13 protein-coding genes are annotated in these 17,368 nt (G+C 71.0%); 4 read left to right on the top strand and 9 right to left on the bottom strand.

Features of this window, described 5'->3' with window-relative positions; all coding sequences use genetic code 11:
- Window positions 1-195 precede the first annotated feature (195 nt).
- Entirely contained in the window at window positions 196-1,629 is a 1,434-nt protein-coding gene (locus AB0J69_RS17630; protein WP_364118024.1) for an aldehyde dehydrogenase, read from the top strand.
- A gap of 239 nt (window positions 1,630-1,868) precedes the next feature.
- Here the strand turns inward: AB0J69_RS17630 and AB0J69_RS17625 are convergent, their stop codons facing one another.
- The 5 genes from AB0J69_RS17625 to AB0J69_RS17605 form a co-directional block, all read right to left on the bottom strand.
- A complete protein-coding gene (locus tag AB0J69_RS17625) occupies window positions 1,869-2,606 on the bottom strand; it encodes an alpha/beta fold hydrolase (RefSeq protein WP_364118022.1) in 738 nt (245 codons plus the stop codon).
- A gap of 37 nt (window positions 2,607-2,643) precedes the next feature.
- Window positions 2,644-5,070, bottom strand: coding sequence for a LuxR C-terminal-related transcriptional regulator (locus AB0J69_RS17620; protein ID WP_364118020.1), 2,427 nt, complete (start codon window positions 5,068-5,070; stop codon window positions 2,644-2,646).
- A gap of 88 nt (window positions 5,071-5,158) precedes the next feature.
- The gene (locus tag AB0J69_RS17615) at window positions 5,159-5,539 is read right to left on the bottom strand and encodes an AMP-binding protein (protein WP_364118019.1); all 381 of its coding nucleotides are present in this window, start codon (window positions 5,537-5,539) and stop codon (window positions 5,159-5,161) included.
- Between the two features lie 78 nt (window positions 5,540-5,617).
- Window positions 5,618-8,032 carry a LuxR C-terminal-related transcriptional regulator gene (locus tag AB0J69_RS17610; RefSeq protein WP_364118017.1) on the bottom strand — a complete coding sequence of 805 codons (2,415 nt, stop codon included), beginning with the start codon at window positions 8,030-8,032 and terminating at the stop codon, window positions 5,618-5,620.
- Window positions 8,033-8,084: 52 nt separating this feature from the next.
- Window positions 8,085-8,828 (bottom strand): AMP-binding protein, encoded by a 744-nt coding sequence (locus AB0J69_RS17605; RefSeq protein WP_364118015.1) that lies wholly within the window; start codon window positions 8,826-8,828, stop codon window positions 8,085-8,087.
- Between the two features lie 249 nt (window positions 8,829-9,077).
- On the opposite strand from AB0J69_RS17605, the gene typA reads away from it, so the two are divergent.
- Window positions 9,078-10,928 carry a translational GTPase TypA gene (typA, locus tag AB0J69_RS17600; RefSeq protein ID WP_364118014.1) on the top strand — a complete coding sequence of 617 codons (1,851 nt, stop codon included), beginning with the start codon at window positions 9,078-9,080 and terminating at the stop codon, window positions 10,926-10,928.
- 304 nt (window positions 10,929-11,232) lie between these two features.
- A complete protein-coding gene (locus tag AB0J69_RS17595) occupies window positions 11,233-13,674 on the top strand; it encodes a hypothetical protein (protein ID WP_364118013.1) in 2,442 nt (813 codons plus the stop codon).
- Between the two features lie 31 nt (window positions 13,675-13,705).
- Here the strand turns inward: AB0J69_RS17595 and AB0J69_RS17590 are convergent, their stop codons facing one another.
- From AB0J69_RS17590 to AB0J69_RS17580, 3 genes are read right to left on the bottom strand one after another with little or no spacing between them, the layout of a single operon-like run.
- Window positions 13,706-14,356, bottom strand: a complete 651-nt coding sequence (locus AB0J69_RS17590) for a DUF2461 domain-containing protein (RefSeq protein ID WP_364118012.1) — start codon at window positions 14,354-14,356, stop codon at window positions 13,706-13,708.
- A 42-nt stretch (window positions 14,357-14,398) separates the two neighbouring features.
- On the bottom strand, window positions 14,399-15,193 hold the full coding sequence (locus AB0J69_RS17585; protein ID WP_364118011.1) for a polysaccharide deacetylase family protein: 795 nt from the start codon (window positions 15,191-15,193) through the stop codon (window positions 14,399-14,401).
- Between the two features lie 30 nt (window positions 15,194-15,223).
- Window positions 15,224-15,529 carry a hypothetical protein gene (locus AB0J69_RS17580; protein WP_364118010.1) on the bottom strand — a complete coding sequence of 102 codons (306 nt, stop codon included), beginning with the start codon at window positions 15,527-15,529 and terminating at the stop codon, window positions 15,224-15,226.
- A gap of 346 nt (window positions 15,530-15,875) precedes the next feature.
- Here AB0J69_RS17580 and AB0J69_RS17575 point away from each other — a divergent pair, with 346 nt between their 5' ends.
- Window positions 15,876-16,784 (top strand): sensor histidine kinase, encoded by a 909-nt coding sequence (locus AB0J69_RS17575; RefSeq protein ID WP_364118009.1) that lies wholly within the window; start codon window positions 15,876-15,878, stop codon window positions 16,782-16,784.
- On the opposite strand, the gene AB0J69_RS17570 is transcribed toward AB0J69_RS17575, so the two are convergent.
- Window positions 16,781-17,365 (bottom strand): sigma-70 family RNA polymerase sigma factor, encoded by a 585-nt coding sequence (locus AB0J69_RS17570; protein WP_364118007.1) that lies wholly within the window; start codon window positions 17,363-17,365, stop codon window positions 16,781-16,783. The genes AB0J69_RS17575 and AB0J69_RS17570 overlap by 4 nt on opposite strands.
- Between the last annotated feature and the right edge of the window lie 3 nt (window positions 17,366-17,368).

The raw sequence follows: 17,368 nt of genomic DNA, 5'->3' as shown, positions 1-17,368 counted from the left end.
CGCGATCTGACCCTCATGATCTTTATTCTAAAAACCAACCTTACAAACCGCGGGGCGCCTTCCCCCGGGCCGGCGGGGGGGGGGGCGGGCCCGCCCCCCCCCCACCCCTCTTGCGTGTCCGGACAGAACATGGTTCGGTCACCTTGAGGCATACCGGTATCAAGCAAGCATTCGGTCAAGCAGGAGGCTCACGACATGCGCCAGCACGACACGCTGTTCATCGGGGGCGAATGGGTGGCCCCCGCGGGCACCGGGACGATCGACGTCATCTCCCCCCACACCGAGGAGGTCGTCGGGCGGGTGCCGGAAGGCACGGCCGAGGACATGGAGCGCGCGGTCGCCGCCGCGAGGGAGGCGTTCGACCACGGGCCGTGGCCGCGGATGTCCTTCGCCGAGCGGGCCGAGGTCGTCGGCCGGCTCGCCGCGATCTACAACGAGCGGCAGGCCGAGATGGCCCAGCTCATCACGGAGGAGATGGGCTCGCCGATCACGTTCTCCAACCTCGCGCAGGCGCCGCAGCCGCTCGGCATGCTGCAGTTCTACGCCGAGCTGGGCAGGACGTTCGAGCAGGAGGAGCAGCGGCCGGGGCTGTTCGGCCCGATCACCGTGCGCAGGGAGCCGGTGGGCGTGGTGGCGGCCGTGGTGCCGTGGAACGTGCCGCAGTTCGTGACCATGACCAAGGTCGCGCCCGCGCTCCTGGCCGGGTGCACGATCGTGCTCAAGCCGGCGCCCGAGACGCCGCTGGACGCGTACCTGCTGGCCGAGTGGGCGGCCGAGGCCGGCGTGCCGGCGGGCGTGCTCAACATCGTGGTCGCCGGCCGCGAGGTGGGCGAGCACCTGATCTCGCACCCGGGCGTCGACAAGGTGGCCTTCACCGGCTCGACGGCGGCCGGCCGGCGCATCGCGGCCATCTGCGGCGAGCAGCTCAAGCGGGTCAGCCTGGAGCTCGGCGGCAAGTCGGCCGCGATCATCCTGGACGACGCCGACCTGGCGGCCAGCATGGGCTTCCTGTCGATGGCCTCCCTCATGAACAACGGGCAGGCGTGCGTGGCCCAGACCCGCATCCTGGCCTCCCGCCACCGCTACGACGAGGTCGTGGACGCGATCGTGGGCATGGTCAGCTCCCAGGCCGTCGGCGACCCCGCCGACCCGGGGACCGGCATCGGCCCGCTGGTGGCCAAGCGGCAGCAGGAGCGGGTCGAGGGCTACATCAAGATCGGCATGGACGAGGGCGCCAAGGTCGTCGTGGGCGGCCTGGACCGGCCGTTCGACCGCGGCTGGTACGTCTCGCCCACCGTCTTCGCCGGGGTCTCCAACGACATGCGGATCGCCCGCGAGGAGATCTTCGGGCCGGTCCTGTCGGTGATCCCGTACGAGGACGAGGCGGACGCCGTACGGATCGCCAACGACAGCGACTACGGCCTGGCCGGCACGGTGTGGACGGCCGACACCGAGCACGGCATGGACGTGGCCCGCCGGGTGCGTACGGGGACGTACGGCGTGAACTGCTTCATGCTGGAGACCAACGCCCCCTTCGGCGGCTTCAAGGCCAGCGGCATCGGCCGCGAGCTGGGCCCCGAGGGCCTCGGCAGCTACCTCGAGTACAAGACGATCGCCCGCCTGGGCTGAGAAGGAAGGGCCCCGCAAGGATCTGCGGGGCCCCTTTTCGTGCCCGGATGGTACCCAGCGCGCCCCCGCGACGCTAGGTGCCAACCTCGCTACCTACAGCGGCCTGCTGGACGCAGGCCACTGTGGGCAACCGCCTGACTACAGCAGTATGTCCCACGTCCACCGCATCGACGGTTTCCTTCCCCAGGGACTTTCTCCCGGCGGTTTCCTTCCATCCGCCCTAGGTAGACGTCTTTCCTTCAGGAAAAGTTCGAGGAGATCCATTTGCCGATCCGGCGGACGAGTTCGGGAGTGGCCGCGGCCTCCGCGTGCCCGTAGCCGGGCTCGACCCAGAGCTCCTTCGGCTCCCGCGCGCCGGCGTAGAGCTGCTCGGCGTGGTCCAGCGGGAAGAACGTGTCCGCGTCCCCGTGCACGATCAGCAGCGGCGTCGGCGAGATGAGCGCGGCGGCCTCGTGCGGCGGCATGGGGATCGGGTCCCACCGGCCCCGCGCGATCCTCGTGCGCTTGGCCACTCTGGCCGCCCACCGGCCGACCGGCTGCTCGATGGCCCAGTGCACCTGGCGCATCGGCCTGGTGCCCCGGTAGTACCAGCGGGCGGGACCGCTCACCGCCACCACCGCGTCCACCCCGCCGCGCAGCCCCGCGTGCCGTAGGGCCACCGACGCCCCCATGGAGAAGCCCACGACCGCCACCTTGGTGTAGCCGACCACGCGGGCGTGCCGGACCGCGGCCTCCACGTCGAGGATCTCCAGGTCGCCCACCGTGGTCTCGCCCCCGGAGCGCCCATGGCCACGGAAGTCGAACGCGATCACCCCGCCGTACCCGCTCAGCACGTGCACGATGCGGCGCGCGGTGCGTTCCCGCCAGGAGCCGGTGAAGCCGTGCGCGACGACGATGCCCACGTCCGTACCGCCGGACGTGCGGGTCGCCGGGGTGTGCGAGGCGTCGATGCGGACCCCGTCCTCGGTTCTGAGCATGACGGGAAAATTGGGCGCGAAAGGCATGGATATGAGCTTAGATACGCCCGGCGTCGATCCCGTGCTCGGCCGCCCACACCGCGATCTGCGAGCGCACGTCGAAGCCCAGCTTGTCCATGATGTTGGCGATGTGCCGGGCCACGGTGGCCGGGCTGATCACCAGTTCCTGGGCGATGGCCCGGTTGCTGAGGCCCCGGGTGAGCAGCGCGGCGATCTCCAGCTCCCTGGCGGTCAGGCCGCCGTACCGGGGGCCCTCGACGGAGACCGGCAGCGGCGCCTGCCCGGCCTCGCTGCCCAGCACGCGCCTGGCCACCTCCTCCGGCGGCCACTCCATGCCCCTGGCCCACAGCAGCGTCACCCGGCCCTCGCCGAGCCTGCCGCGGGCGAGCGCCAGAAGCTCCTGAACGCGCCCAGGAGTGCCGAACTGCCCGATGGACTCCCGCAGGGCGGTGGCGGCCGCACCGGCCAGCACCGCGCCTTCCAGGTCGTCCTGAGCGCGGGCCTGGGCCGACAGGGCCATCAGCGCGCGCATGATCCCCCTGCGCTGCCCCGACTGCCTGCTCAGCTCCAGGCTTGCGGCCACATGCTCCCTGGCCGTGGCGTGGTCGCCCAGCCCGGCCGCCACCCGGCCGATCTGCGCCCGGCAGCGGGCCAGCTCGACCACGTTGCCCATGCCCTCCAGCAGCGGCAGCGCGCCCGCGTGGTGGGACATGGCGGCCTCCAGGTCACCCGCCGCCTCGGCCACCGCGCCGAGATGGGTCAGTGCCCTGGCCTGCGTCCAGTGGTGACCCGCCTCCCGGCCCAGGGCGAGCGCCTCCTCGCCGTACCGCTGGGCCCGGCGCAACCGCCCGTGGAACAGCGCCACGTTGAGCTGGGCGATCCTGACGGTGGCCAGGTTGAACAGGTCGTCGTGGGCGGTGGCCGCCGCCTCCAGCTCCTCCAGGCAGAGCTGCGCCCGCTCGCTCTGCCCTGTGCGGAAGAACACGGTCAGCGCGACGCCGTAGGTGATGCCCAGCCAGTGCGTGTACGGGTGGCGCCGCTGCTCCTCGATGGCCTGCACGATGAGCTCCTCGGCGCGGCCCAGCTCGTCCCCGGCCTCCAGCCCGTACGCCAGCGCGCCCTTGGCCACCGCCAGCAGGTCGGCGGGCACCTGCGACACGTCCAGCGCCAGCAGCCGCTCGTGCCAGCCGACGCTCTCGGCCAGGTCGCCCCGCACGGCCAGGATCGCCAGCGCCGCGCGGGCCAGGCGCAGCCCCAGCACCGGGTTGCCGGACTCCACCGCCCGGTCGATCGCGGCCCTGCAGTCGTCGTGCAGCGTGCGGCCCCTGGCGAAGTACGCGAACCGCTCGGGCCACGGCATCCGGGGGTCCAGCGAGCCGCCCTCGTAGCAGCGCTCCATCTCCTCGCAGATCACCCGCAGGTGCCGGTCACGCAGGCGCGCGACCTCGTCGACCTCGGCGAGGCGGTCGGCGGCGTACTGGCGGATGGTCGCCAGCAGGCGGTAGCGGCCGGCCCCGCCGTGGTGCAGCACCAGCGACTTGTCCACCAGGCCCGCGAGCAGGTCGAGCAGCTCGGCCCGGCGCAGCACGCCCCCGTCGGCGCACACCCTCTCGGCCAGCTCCAGGTCGAACAGCCCCGCGAACACCGACAGCCGGCGCAACAGCACCCGTTCCTTGGGCTTGAGCAGGTCGTGGCTCCACTCGACGGCCGCCAGGAGCGTGCGCTGCCTGGCGGGGGCCGTGCGGGGGCCGGTGGTCAGCAGCCTGAACCGGTCGCCGATGCGGTCGGCGATCCGCCCGGGGCTCAGCAGGCTGGTGCGGGCCGCCGCCAGCTCCAGGGCCAGCGGGATCCCGTCGAGCGCGCGGCACAGGCGTACGACGTCGTTCATGCTGCCGGTCACCCCGCGCGCCCCGGCCGCGAGCGAGCGCTCCACGAACAACAGCACCGACTCGGCGTCGGGATGGTCGGCGTCGGGCAGCTCCAGGGGCGGCACCCGCCAGATCAGCTCGCCCGGGATGCGCAGCGGCTCCCGGCTGGTGAGCAGGAACCGCAGGCCCGGGCACTCGGCGATCAGCTCGGCCACCAGCTCGGCGCAGTGCCCGACCAGGTGCTCGCAGTTGTCCAGCACGATCAGCGTGCTGGCGTCGCGCAGGCGTACGCGCAGGCCGTCGAGCAGCCGTCCGGGGATCTCGTCGCGCACGCCGAGCACCCCGGCCAGCTCGCCGGCCACCAGCGCGGGATTGCCGAGGCGGGCCAGCTCCACCAGCCACACGCCGTCGGCGAACCAGGGCCGCGCCTGCGCCGCCACGCGCAACGACAGCCGGGTCTTGCCGATGCCGCCCACGCCGCTCAGCGTGATCACGCGTTCCTCCCGGACCAGCGCGCTCAGCTCCGACACGTCACGCGCGCGTCCGATGAAGCGGTTGGGCTCTGCGGGGAGGTTGTGGGGGGCTTGCACGGTCATGTTGGGGCCCAGGTGCTCGCGGGAGGATCAGCTTTCGCGCCAAGTCTCCCCCGCCGGGCGGGCCGATGCGATCACTTTGCGTGCATAGTCAGCGACCCGCTGGATACGAATGTGAGGCGCTCAGGTCGGCGACGCTCATGATGATCCGTACGCGTGATTCGTCCGCCGCGTCCAGGGCCCGCCGGACGTTGGAGACCATCACCCGGGCGCCGCTCTCCTGGATGCGGTCCCGCAATGTCCCCGCGTCGAGATCGGCGGGCAGGGGCCAGACGACGCCGCCTGCGGCGATCACCGCGTCGGTCGCCACCAGCAGGTCGGGCCCTACGGGCAGGCAGATGAGCACGGTGTCTCCAGCGCGCACTCCCCTGCGCCGCAACTGGACGGCCGCGACCGCGGACCTCTCGTCCAACTGCTCCTCGGTGAGCTTCAGGCCGGTGCCCGAATCCACCATCACGATGCGCTCATCCATGTGGCCCACGGTAAGGAGGGCGTCTCGTGCACACATGGGGCGGAATATGCAGATCCCTATGCAGAAGCGCGCCACTCCCTACCCGGAGGTGCCCGGATGCTCGGCCGCCCAGACCGCGATCTGTGCCCGCGAGGTATAGCCGAGCTTCTCCATGATGTTGGCGATATGCCGGGCGACCGTGGCGGGACTGATCACCAGCTCCTCCGCGATGGCCCGGTTGGACAGCCCCCGGGTGAGCAGACCGGCGATCTCCAGCTCGCGGGTGGTCAGCAGCGTGTGCCGGACGGGCTCGGCCGCCACGGGTGTCCGCGGGGCCAGCCGCTCGCCCTCCAGCACGTGGCGGGCGGCATCGTCGGGGCTCATCGTCCGGCCCCGCGACCACAGCGAGGTCGTGCGGCCGTCGCCCAGTTTGGTCCGGGCCCGGCCGAGCAGCTCCTCGATCCTGATCGTGGCGGAGTGCTGGCCGATGGACTCGCGCAGCGTGGCCGCCGCCGCGGCCGCCAGCACGGCGCCCTCCAGGTCGCCTTCGTACTCGGCCAGCACCGACAGCCCGACCAGGCAGCGGGCCACGCCCTGGCGCTGACCGGTCGCCCGGCCCAGCGCGAGGCTGGCCGCCAGCCGCTCCCGCGCGACGCCGAACTCGTGCAGCATCGCCGCCACCCTGCCGATCCTGGCCAGGCAGCGCGCCAGCTCCAGATCGCCGCCCAGCTCGCGCAGCCAGGGCACGGCCCGCTCGTACTGAGCCTTGGCGGTCACCAGGTCGCCGCGGGCCTCGGCCACCGAGCCGAGCTGCGCGGCGGTCCTGGCCATCAGCCAGCGGTGACCGTGCTCGCTCGCCCGGGCGAGGGCCTCCTCGCCGTGCCGCTGCGCCTCACGCAACCGGCCGCGGGTCAGGGCCACCGCCGACAGCCCGGCCAGCCCCGCCGCCTGGTTCCACAGGTCGCCGGAGCGGACGGCGGCGGCCAGGCCCTCCTCCGCGTGGTGCAGCGCCTCGTCGGCCCGGCCCATGCGCAGCAGCACCACGACCATGAGGCTGTGCATGACGCAGCGCGGGAACACGTTGTCCGGCGCCATCCCGGCCAGGCTCTCCTCCGCCACCTCCAGCGACCGGCTCAGCTCGTCTCTGGCCTCCAGCCCGTAGGCCAGGTAGGCCTTGACGTGTGCGACCTCATCGCCGGCCACTCCGGTGGCGTCGAGCGAGAGCAGCCGCTCGATCCAGCCGACGATCTCCGTCAGGTTGCCCCCGATGGGCAGCAGGCCCGTGCTGGTCCGGCACAGGTGCAGGCCCAGGGCCACGTTGCCGGACTCGGCGGCCCATTCGAGCGCCACCCGCTGGTCGTCGACCAGGGCCCGGCTCGCGGTCAGCGCCTCGAGCCGCCGCGACCACGGCACGCCGGGCTCGACCATCTCCCGGTTGAAGTAGCGCTCCTGCAGCTCGCAGAGCACGTTGAGGTGCCGCTCGCGCAGGACCTCGCGCTCGCCGGCCTGTTCGAGCCGCTCGACGGAGTAACGCTTGATCGTCTCCAGCAGCCAGTAGCGCCTGCGGCTCTCGTCGCACAGCACGAGGGACTTGTCCACCAGGCCGCCGAGCAGGTCGACGATCTCGCTCGCGCCGATCGGCCGCTCGGCGCACACCTGCTCGGCCAGGTCGAGGTCGAAATCACCGGCGAACACCGACAACCGGCGCAGCAGCACCTGCTCCTTCGCCGACAGCAGGTCGTAGCTCCACTCGACGGCCGCCAGCAGCGTGCGCTGGCGGACCGGAGCGGTGCGGCCGCCGGTGGTGAGCAGCGAGAACCGGTCGTCTATGCGGTCGGCGATCTGCCCGGGGCTGAGCAGGCTGGTGCGGGCCGCGGCCAGCTCCAGCGCCAGCGGCAGCCCGTCGAGCGCCCGGCACAGGCGCACCACGTCGGGCAGGCTCTCGGGGCCCAGCCTGGTGCCGGCGGCCGCCGCCCGGTCCATGAACAGCTGCACCGACTCGGCGTCCGGCGTGCCCGGGTCGGGCAGGTCGAGCGGCGGCACCCGCCAGATGAGCTCGCTGGCGATGCGCAGCGGCTCCCTGCTGGTGGCCAGGACGCGCAGCGACGGGCAGGCCGCGACCAGCGCCGCGGCCACTTCGGCGCACCTGTCGACCAGGTGCTCGCAGTTGTCCAGCAGCAGCAGGCAGCGCTGGTCGCGGAGCCTGGCCGTCATGGTGTCGAGGAGGGGGCGGCCGGCCTCCTCGCGCACGCCGAGCACGCGGGCGATCTCCTGCTCCACCAGCTCGGGACGGCCGAACCTGGCCAGCTCGACCAGCCGGACACCGTCCGGGAAGGCGGGCACCAGCCCGGCGGCGACCTGCAGGGCCAGCCGGGTCTTCCCGATGCCGCCGACCCCGCACAGCGTCACCACGCGCGTCTCGCCGAACAGGTCGCGCAGGTCGTCGAGATCACGCTCGCGGCCCACGAACCGGTTGGGCTCTGCCGGAAGGTTGTGCCGGGGGGAATCTGGCATGTGCTCACCCTGCGTCGCGGAAGGATCACACTCTCCCACAGTGTCGCACTTTTCACAGGCCAAGCGAGCTCACGACCGCCCTTTCGTCGACGACGCGCAGGATGGGGTCACCGAGCAGCCTTCTGGCCAGGTCATACGGTGCGACGACCATCGTGGCCCGGCGTTCCTGGGCCAGCACGCGGCAGCCGACCAGGCTCGGCTCATGGGCGACCACGACGCGGGCGCCGGACATCATGGCTAAATCGATCACCCGCAGGCCACGGAACGGCTCGCTCACCGCGCTGATCACCACGTCGTCCTTGCCGATCACCAGCCGGGCGGCGAGCCTGCGCAGGTCGGTCGCCAGCTCGGTGTTGTCGAACACCCGCTCGCCGCCGAGCGTGAACGCGGGCCCCGCCAGCGGCCCGAACTCGACCGCGCCGCTGGACAGCAGATCGGCGAAGGGCCTGGCGCCCGGCGCCGGCCGGAAGGAGAAGACCTGGTCCACCTTCACTGCCGCGGGGTCGTAGTGGTCCTGGGCGATCATCATGCGGGCCTCGCCGGCGGCCCCGAGCACCGCGACCCCGCCGGCCCAGGCCACGGCGTGCACCGCCACGGGCAGCGTGGCGCCCAGGGGGACGTTGACCAGAACGGGGTCGCCGTAGCGCAGGCCCTGGGCACGCAGTCCCTGTGCGGCCCGGGTGACCCGTCTCCCGAATGCCGCGTAGGACAGCACCTCGCCGGTCCTGACGTCGCTCACCGCCGGCTGATCGCCCTGCATCGGTGCCGCAGCCATAACCAGCTCTGTCCAGGTCATGCCGCCAATCTAAGGACGCGGTCCACGATTGCCATGCGCACAATTGTGCAACCGGCTATGTATGTAGGCCAGCCCACGACGCCGCCCGGCGCGATCCCCGGCCCTGAGGAGCCCCTCCTTAACTACGCGGACGCCCGCGCGTACGCTCACCGCCATCTCGCCCCGCTCCTGCCATGAGGGGGGATCAACTAGACTTATGAGGTCGCGACTTCGCGCGGCCGACCCCACGACACAGAGCGAGACGTCATCATGCCTTTGAACAGCCGCGACGACCTGCGGAACATCGCGATCATCGCGCACGTCGACCATGGCAAGACCACGCTGGTCGACGCCATGCTCTGGCAGTCCGGGGCATTCCGCGCCAACCAGGATGTCGACGACCGCGTCATGGACTCCAACGACCTCGAGCGCGAGAAGGGCATCACCATTCTCGCGAAGAACACCGCGGTCAAGCACGGCGGCATGACCCTCAACATCATCGACACGCCCGGCCACGCCGACTTCGGCGGCGAGGTCGAGCGCGGCCTGTCGATGGTCGACGGCGTCGTGCTGCTGGTCGACGCCTCCGAGGGGCCCCTCCCGCAGACCCGGTTCGTGCTCCGCAAGGCGTTCGCCGCCAAGATGCCGGTCATCCTGTGCATCAACAAGGTCGACCGCCCCGACGCCCGCATCAAGGAGGTCGTGGACGAGGTCTACGAGCTGTTCATGGACCTCGACGCCACGGAGGAGCAGATCGACTTCCCGATCGTCTACGCCTCCGCCAAGGCCGGCCGGGCCTCCCTGGAGCGCCCGGAGGACGGCGGGATGCCCGACTCCGAGGACCTCGAGCCGCTGTTCGACATCATCAAGTCGACGATCCCGGCGCCCACCTACGACCCGAACGCGCCGCTGCAGGCCCACGTCACCAACCTCGACGCCTCCTCCTACCTGGGCCGCATCGCGCTGTGCCGGATCCACCAGGGCGTCATGCGCAAGGGCCAGCAGGTGGCCTGGTGCCGCACGGACGGCTCGATCCAGCGCGTCAAGATCACCGAGCTGCTGATGACCGACGCCCTGGAGCGCAAGCCGGCCGAGGAGGCCGGCCCCGGCGACATCATCGCCATCGCGGGCATCCCCGAGATCATGATCGGTGAGACGCTGGCCGACCCCGAGGACCCGCGCCCGCTGCCGCTGATCACGGTGGACGAGCCGGCCATCTCCATGACCATCGGCACCAACACCTCGCCCCTGGTCGGCAAGGTCAAGGGCTCGAAGGTCACCGCCCGCATGGTCAAGGACCGCCTGGAGAAGGAGCTCGTCGGCAACGTCTCGCTGCGCGTGCTGCCCACCGACCGGCCCGACGCCTGGGAGGTGCAGGGCCGCGGCGAGCTGGCGCTGGCCATCCTGGTGGAGCAGATGCGCCGCGAGGGCTACGAACTGACCGTCGGCAAGCCGCAGGTGGTCACGAAGGTCGTCGACGGCAAGGTGCACGAGCCGGTCGAGCGGCTGACGGTCGACTGCCCGGAGGAATACCTCGGCGCGGTCACCCAGCTCCTGGCCGTGCGCAAGGGCCGCATGGAGCACATGACCAACCACGGCACCGGCTGGATCCGGATGGAGTTCGTGGTGCCGGCCCGCGGCCTGATCGGCTTCCGCACCGAGTTCCTGACCGAGACGCGCGGCACCGGCCTGGTGCACCACGTGTTCGACTCCTACGAGCCCTGGTTCGGCGAGCTGCGCACCCGCAACAACGGCTCGCTGGTGGCCGACCGGTCGGGCCCGGTGACCGCGTTCGCGATGCTCAACCTGCAGGAGCGTGGCACCCTGTTCGTCTCCCCGACGACCGAGGTCTACGAGGGCATGATCGTCGGCGAGAACTCCCGGTCCGACGACATGGACGTGAACATCACCAAGGAGAAGAAACTCACGAACATGCGCTCCTCCACCTCCGAGGAGACGGAGAAGGTGATCCCGCCGCGCAACCTGTCGCTGGAGCAGGCCCTCGAATTCATCCGCGAGGACGAGTGCGTGGAGATCACCCCGGACGCCGTGCGCATCCGCAAGGTGGTGCTCGACGCCGCCATCCGGGGCCGCGCCGCCGCCCGCGCCAAGCGTGGATGACGGGAATTTCACAAACCGGCCGCGTTTTGCTCGCTTTTTGCGAACAAAACGCGGCTTTCGGGTAAGTACGGGCGGTAAGCGTGCCCGCTCCGCCACGTGCGATGGATGGACTCTCCCGTGTCACGCCGTAAAGAAAACTTGTCATGGGAGCAGCTGTAATCACACCGTGACCCCGCGACATTAGAACAATCGCGCATGCCGGAGAATCATCCAAATTGTGGGAAAGCTCCGGATGGCAATCGCGTTCGGGCTGGCTCTGGTGTCTTTGGGGGCGATCGTTTGGTGCACCATCGCAGCCAGACCGGTGGCGGGGCCTGCCCCGCCCAAGGGCACCGCAGCGCCCAACCCCTGGGTGGCCGCCGCCGCCCGCGCCGACCAGACCCTGAAGTGGGCCCGCACGGCCGCCTCCGAGGTGACGGTCACCAGAGCGCTCGAGGACGACCTGGAGCCGGTGCCTGAAGGGCGGCTCGACCCCCGGCAGCGGCAGCTCAAGGTCACCGTCCTGCACCGGCTCCGGATGAGCCGCGACGACCCGCTCATCGAGGCGTTACGCCAGGGCGCCGGTTTCCCTGGCACGCTCCAGCAGGTCATCGACGCCGCGTTCGGCGCCGTCAAGGTGGACGGCACCGGCCTGGCGCCCACCACGCGGCTGGCGCCCGTCCTCACCACCGACGGCGGGGTGACCACGGCCAGGTTCACGGTGACGCTGCTGCGGCAGCTGGAGATGGACGAGCTGCTGAAGGTGTACTTCAGCAAGCCCGGCGCGTATCCGCCGATCGTGACCGGCCGCTCGATCACCGTGCTGCCCGGCGAGTGGACCGTGCTGCGGCTGGAGGGGATCACGCCGGAGTACGAGCAGGAGGAGCGGCTGACGTTCGCGGTCGGGGTCTATCCGGTGAGCATGACGCTGGCCCCGGACTCGTACGGGTTCGCCGACGTGGTCGTGGAGGAGGACTTCTCGTGGGCCACCGCGCTCGGCGTGCTGACCGCCATCGCGCTCGCCATCTTCCTGCTGCGCTCGCTCGGCCGGGGCTGGTGGACCCGGCTGCCCAACAGGGAGCTGGTCATCGGGCTGGCGCTGGCGGCGCCCACGCTGCTCATCCCGCTGTTCGCGGAGGACTGGTCGCCGGTGGCGTACGTCATCCTCTTCGTCGCCGTTCCCCTGCTCACGCTGCGGCACGCCGGTCGGGTGCTGCCCACCAGCCCGCCGTGGAACAGCCGTGACCTGCTGCTCGTGACCGGGCTGGGCCTGCTGGTCGGGCTGGGCATGCTGATCTGGTCGTGGCTGCACGGGCAGCTGTCGGGCCAGGCCCTGATGGCCGGCGGGGCGGTGACCGCCGTCGCGGCGGCGGGCTCGGCCATCGCGTTCAGCGTGGACCTGGGTGTGCGGCCAGTGATCGTCCGGCTGGCCGTGCTGTCGGCCGAGGCGGCGATCGGGCTGCTGGCCCTGGCCCTGTGGCTGCGGGCGCTGCTGGGCGGGGTGTACCCGCCCGACAGCATCCGGCTGGTCCTCGCGCTGAGCTGGGCCCTGATCCCGATCTCCGCGATGGCGGTGGCGACCAAGCAGTGGAGGCGGCAGGCCGTCGTGGGCGCGGTGCTCATCAGCCTGCTCGTCCAGGGGTGGCCGACCGAGTGGCTGGACTCCGGGTCGTGGAGCCTGGCCAATCAGCAGCCGGAGCCCGCGATCGGCAGCCTCACCCTCACCCCGATCGTGCGCGGGGTGCTGGGGCTCTTGCTGCTCGGGTTCGTGCTGCTGGTGCTGCGGCTGCGCCGGCTCGGCGGGCACCTGTCCACGATCGACAGCCCGGTCGCCGAGTCCACCATGATCGCGGTGCTGATGGTGCTGTACATCACGCCCGGCGGCAGCACGACCCTGGCCGACATCGACGTACCGCTGCCCCTGCTGGCCATCACCTCGCTGGTCGCCTGGGCGACGGCCCGCTGGCTGCTCAGCGGCCCGCGCCTGGCCGTCGTCGAGCCCGCCGACCAGGAGGAGCACCGCAGGCTCGTCAGGGCCGCCCTGCACAAGCGACTGCTGCTCGTCTCCGAGCAGGAGCTCTACCGGATCGGGCGGGGCAGGATCGGCGCCGGCGAGCTGACGATGGCCGACTTCGAGCAGCAGCGCAACGCCCTGGAGGGGGCGATGAACCGGCACGGCGGGCATCCCGAGACAGCCTTCGCCACGGCCGCCGGGTGCACGCCCTGGCACAACGGCGTGCACGCCTTCACCGTCAGCCTGCTGCTGAGCCTGCCGTTCGCCCTGGTGTACGGCTGGCCGGAGGGCGTGGACCTGACCAGCTTCGTCTTCGACGGGCGCTACCTGATCACGCTGCCCGCCTTCGGGTTCCTGTTCGGCTATTTCTATCCCCGCGTCCGCGGCACCCAGCCGATGACCAAGGCCCTGCACCTGACGGCCGCGGCGCTGCTGACCGAGCTGTCGGGCTATCTGTCGACGCTGGCGGAGCCGGACATCGGGGCGGTCGACAAGGCGCAGGTGGTGGGCATCGTGGTGGGGCAGGTGATGATGGTGTGCATCGGGCTCGGCCTCTTCTGGGAGTGGCGACTGATGCACCTGGCCGGGGAGCCCTGGGCGCGCGTGCGCAACCTGCGCAGCGTGCGGAGCCTGGCGGCGCCGACGCTGGCCCTGGTGCTGGCGGCGGGCACCACGGCGGCCTCCTCGGCGGCCGGGCAGACGGTGGACCGCATCCTGAAGGGCGACCAGATCACCACCCTCCAGCAACGCTGACGGCCCTGCCCGGCGCTCAACGGCCCGGCGCTCAACGGCGGGGCAGCTCGCTGCCCCGCACGTGGGTGCACAACCACTCCACCAGCGGCCCGCAGGCCCGCCACGTGCGCTCCACGCGCTCCCGCACCTGCGCCGTGTGCACCCACTCCTCCGGCTCGAACCGCTTCCCGGCATAGAGCGACTTGTGCCGCAGCAGCTCGATCCGCGGATGGTCCTCCTCGAACCCCCTCGGCCGCGTCTTGAGCCGCTCTCCGCCCAGCTCGTATCCCTCGGCCACCAGCGTGCTCGCGATCGCCTCCAGCGGCTTGCCCGACAGGTCCTCGTCCACGGCCGCCCGGTAGCGGGCCACCTGGTCGGAGGCGGTCGAGTAGATGCCGCCCGCCATGAACAACCCCGCCGCGCTGATCTCCACGTAGAGCCCGATCGCGGGCATCAGGTCCACGAAGGCACCCTGATGTGTTTTGTACGGTGACTTGTCCTTGGAGAAGCGGACGTCCCGGTAGGGCCGGAAGAGCTGGGCGGGCCCGAACTCCGCGGCCAGCTCGTCGGTGAGCGCCAGCATGGGCGCCCGCACGGCGTCCTCGTAGAGCTGCTTGTGCCGGGCGAAGTAGGTCTTCGAATTGTCCGCCTCAAGCCCCTCGTAGAAGAGGAACGCCTCGTCGGGGAAGCCGGTGAAACCCATGTCACCAGGGTGCCACGCCGCACCGACAACCCGTGAAGCGGATCACCGCTCGGTGTACGTCCGGCCCGGCGCGGGCGTCTTGCCGTACAACTCCGACACCGTGACGAACGTGTAGCCCTTCTTGCCGAGCGTGTCGAGCATCTTGGGCACGGCGTCCACGGTGGTGCGGTGGATGTCGTGCAGGAGGATGATCGAGCCGGGCTTGGCCTCCCCGGCCCGCTTGGCCACGGTCGAGGAGACCCGGTCCCGCCAGTCGAGGGTGTCGACGTTCCACAGGATCTGGGCCAGGCCCTCGCGCCGCGTCTCGGCCTCGACCTGGGCGTCGGTCGACCCGTACGGCGGCCGCATCACCCGCATGCGCACCCCCGTGAGCCGCTGCACGATGTCCTCGGTGTGCTTGAGCTGCCGTTTGAGCTCGTCGTTCGGCACCTCGGCGAGCGGCGGATGGCTCCACGAGTGGTTGCCGATCTCGTGCCCGTCGTCCACGATGCGCCGGACGGTATGCCCGCCCTTGTCGGCCGCCACCATCTGCCCGATCACGAAGAACGTGGCCCGGACGTCCCGGCTGCGCAGCAGGTCGAGCAGCCGGCCGGTGTGCTCTCCCGGGCCGTCGTCGAAGGTGAGGGCCACGCATTTGAGCCGCCCGCAGTCGAACTTGCGGCTGCGCGGCCAGCCGGACTGCATCGACACCAGCCGTTTGGCCAGGGCGGCAGGATCGATGACGATCGGCCTGAACGGGACGACCGGCGCCTTGGACTGCTGCTGGCGATGCGACACCGACTGGGTGACGCAGCTCACCAGGGCGAGCAGGGCCAGCGGCAAGGCCCACACACGCATGTTTCCCCCCGAAACACCGCATGCGGGGGCCTACGGATAATCCTGGACCGGTTCCCCCCGCAGCTCCCTGGCCAGGTCGTCCCACCAGATTGGGATATCCGTCTGCAATTCCTGGTAGCGGCGCGCCACGCGCATGGCACATCCGACCGGATCCGTACCCAGATGCCGACGTTTCACCGGCCCTTCCTGCCACCGGTAAAACCCGTCCCTATAGCGGACGACCAGCCCAATCCACACCGAGATGGTCTCGTCGTCGCCCACCTCATAGGCGGTGGTGACGCCCAGACCATGGAGCTCCACCTGGAGCTTCTCCGTCGCCGCTCTGGCCTCACTCACACGCCACCCCCTGCCGACGTCTCACCGTGCGCGCACAGCGCGGTCACCGCATACAAGGGATGTACCCAGCAACGGGCATCAGCCGTCCAAGACATGGAGTAATCATGAAACTCCGCCGGGTGATTCCGTGGGCGTTCCGGCTTATTCGTCGGGCGATAGGCGGTGAAGAGCCCGCCGGCCGGGCGGGTGCTCGGGGAGCGGCCGCGGGCCGTCCAGGTGGCCGGCGCAGGTGGGCGGCGTGGCATGCGCGCTCACCGCGGTGGCCCTCATAGCCGTTGCACAGCCTCTCCAGCCTTGCTACGTTTCGCCCGTGCGCCCTGACCGGGCACGTTCCGATGGTGAGTCGTTGAAGCACGTCGCGGTGCCGTACGACTCGGATGAGTCCTTTCTCGACCTGACCGTGCCGCGCGTGCGTTCCGCGCTGGACGAGGGCAGGCAGGTGCTGGTGATCACCCGCCCCGCCAAGCTGGCCCTGCTGACCGGAGCCCTGGGCCGCGACGCCCGGCGCATCGACAGCCGCGCCCCCACCTCCTGGTACGACCACCCGTACCGGATGCTGGCCGCCTACCACGAGTACACCCGCGGCCGCCGCACCCTCGTGATCGGCGAGCCCAGCTGGGCGGACAGGAGCGAGCGTGGCGTCAGGGAGCTCATCCGCTGCGACTCCGTGATCAACGCCGCGCTCCGCGCGGCGGCCACGATCATGCTGTGCCTGTACGACGTCAGGAACGTGCCCGAGAGCGTGCTGGAGTTCGGCCCGGTCAACCACCCCGTGCTGCTCGGCACGGACGGCGAGGTGACGAGCACCCGCTTCGTCGAGCCCCACGACCTGGTGCTGAGCGACGACCACGCCCCGCTCCCCGCGCCGGGGAGGGACGCCGAGACGATCCGCTTCACCGCCCGCGAGCTGAAGCGGTTACGCCAGAGCGTCGGCGACTACGCCAGGGCCGCCGGCATGGACCGCAACCTCATCACCTCGCTGGTGATCAGCGTGTCCGAGATCGCCGCCAACAGCGTCGAGCACGGAGCCGGCTACGGCACGATCGCGATGTGGGTGGACGGCGGCGAGCTGATCTGCGAGATCGCCGACCCCGGGGGCGCGCTGGACGACCCCTTACCCGGCTACATACCACCGGAGCCCGAATCCCCACGGGGATACGGGCTCTGGATCAGCAGGCAGCTCTGCGACCTCGTGGAGCTGCGCACGGAAGGCGGCGTGTTACGCGTCCGCCTTCATCTCGACATGGGGGTCTAGGCGGCACGCTGGGCGGGGAGGCGGACGGCGCCCTCCTCGCGGGCGTACTCCTCCAGCATCACCCGGAGCTGGCGGCGACCACGGTGCAGCCGCGACATCACGGTGCCGATGGGCGTGCCCATGCGGTCGGCGATCTCCTTGTAGGCGAACCCTTCCACGTCGGCCAGGTAGACGGCGACGCGGAAGTCCTCCGGGAGGGAGCGCAGGGCGTTCATCACGACGCTGTCGGGGAGCCGGTCGAGCGCCTCGGTCTCGGCCGATCGAAGGCCGGTCGAGCTGTGCGACTCCGCGGCGTGCAGCTGCCAGTCCTCGATGTCCTCGGCGGCGGACAACTTGGGCGAGCGCTGCTTCTTCCGATAGTCGTTGATGAAGTTGTTGGTCAGGATCCGGTGCAGCCACGCCTTGAGGTTGGTCCCCTCACGGAACTGGTGGTACGAGGTGTACGCCTTGGCCACCGTCTCCTGAACCAGGTCCTCCGCGTCGGCGGTGTTACGGGTCAGGCGCATGGCGGAGGCGAACAGCTGCGACGTCACGGGCACGACATCGCGCTCGAACCAGTCCTGACGCTGCTCATCGGTCATAGT

Source organism: Nonomuraea sp. NPDC049709 (assembly GCF_040674815.1).
Classification (GTDB): domain Bacteria; phylum Actinomycetota; class Actinomycetes; order Streptosporangiales; family Streptosporangiaceae; genus Nonomuraea.
This window is presented reverse-complemented; position numbering and strand designations above follow the sequence as displayed.

Excerpts from the sequence above, each read along its gene's own strand:
- AB0J69_RS17570 (WP_364118007.1), bottom strand. The coding sequence starts at position 17,365 with ATGACCGATGAGCAGCGTCAGGACTGGTTCGAGCGCGATGTCGTGCCC.
- AB0J69_RS17610 (WP_364118017.1), bottom strand. The coding sequence starts at position 8,032 with ATGCCAGATTCCCCCCGGCACAACCTTCCGGCAGAGCCCAACCGGTTC.
- AB0J69_RS17625 (WP_364118022.1), bottom strand. The coding sequence starts at position 2,606 with ATGCTCAGAACCGAGGACGGGGTCCGCATCGACGCCTCGCACACCCCG.
- AB0J69_RS17605 (WP_364118015.1), bottom strand. The coding sequence starts at position 8,828 with ATGACCTGGACAGAGCTGGTTATGGCTGCGGCACCGATGCAGGGCGAT.
- AB0J69_RS17630 (WP_364118024.1), top strand. The coding sequence starts at position 196 with ATGCGCCAGCACGACACGCTGTTCATCGGGGGCGAATGGGTGGCCCCC.
- AB0J69_RS17620 (WP_364118020.1), bottom strand. The coding sequence starts at position 5,070 with ATGACCGTGCAAGCCCCCCACAACCTCCCCGCAGAGCCCAACCGCTTC.
- AB0J69_RS17615 (WP_364118019.1), bottom strand. The coding sequence starts at position 5,539 with ATGGATGAGCGCATCGTGATGGTGGATTCGGGCACCGGCCTGAAGCTC.
- typA (WP_364118014.1), top strand. The coding sequence starts at position 9,078 with ATGCCTTTGAACAGCCGCGACGACCTGCGGAACATCGCGATCATCGCG.
- AB0J69_RS17590 (WP_364118012.1), bottom strand. The coding sequence starts at position 14,356 with ATGGGTTTCACCGGCTTCCCCGACGAGGCGTTCCTCTTCTACGAGGGG.
- AB0J69_RS17585 (WP_364118011.1), bottom strand. The coding sequence starts at position 15,193 with ATGCGTGTGTGGGCCTTGCCGCTGGCCCTGCTCGCCCTGGTGAGCTGC.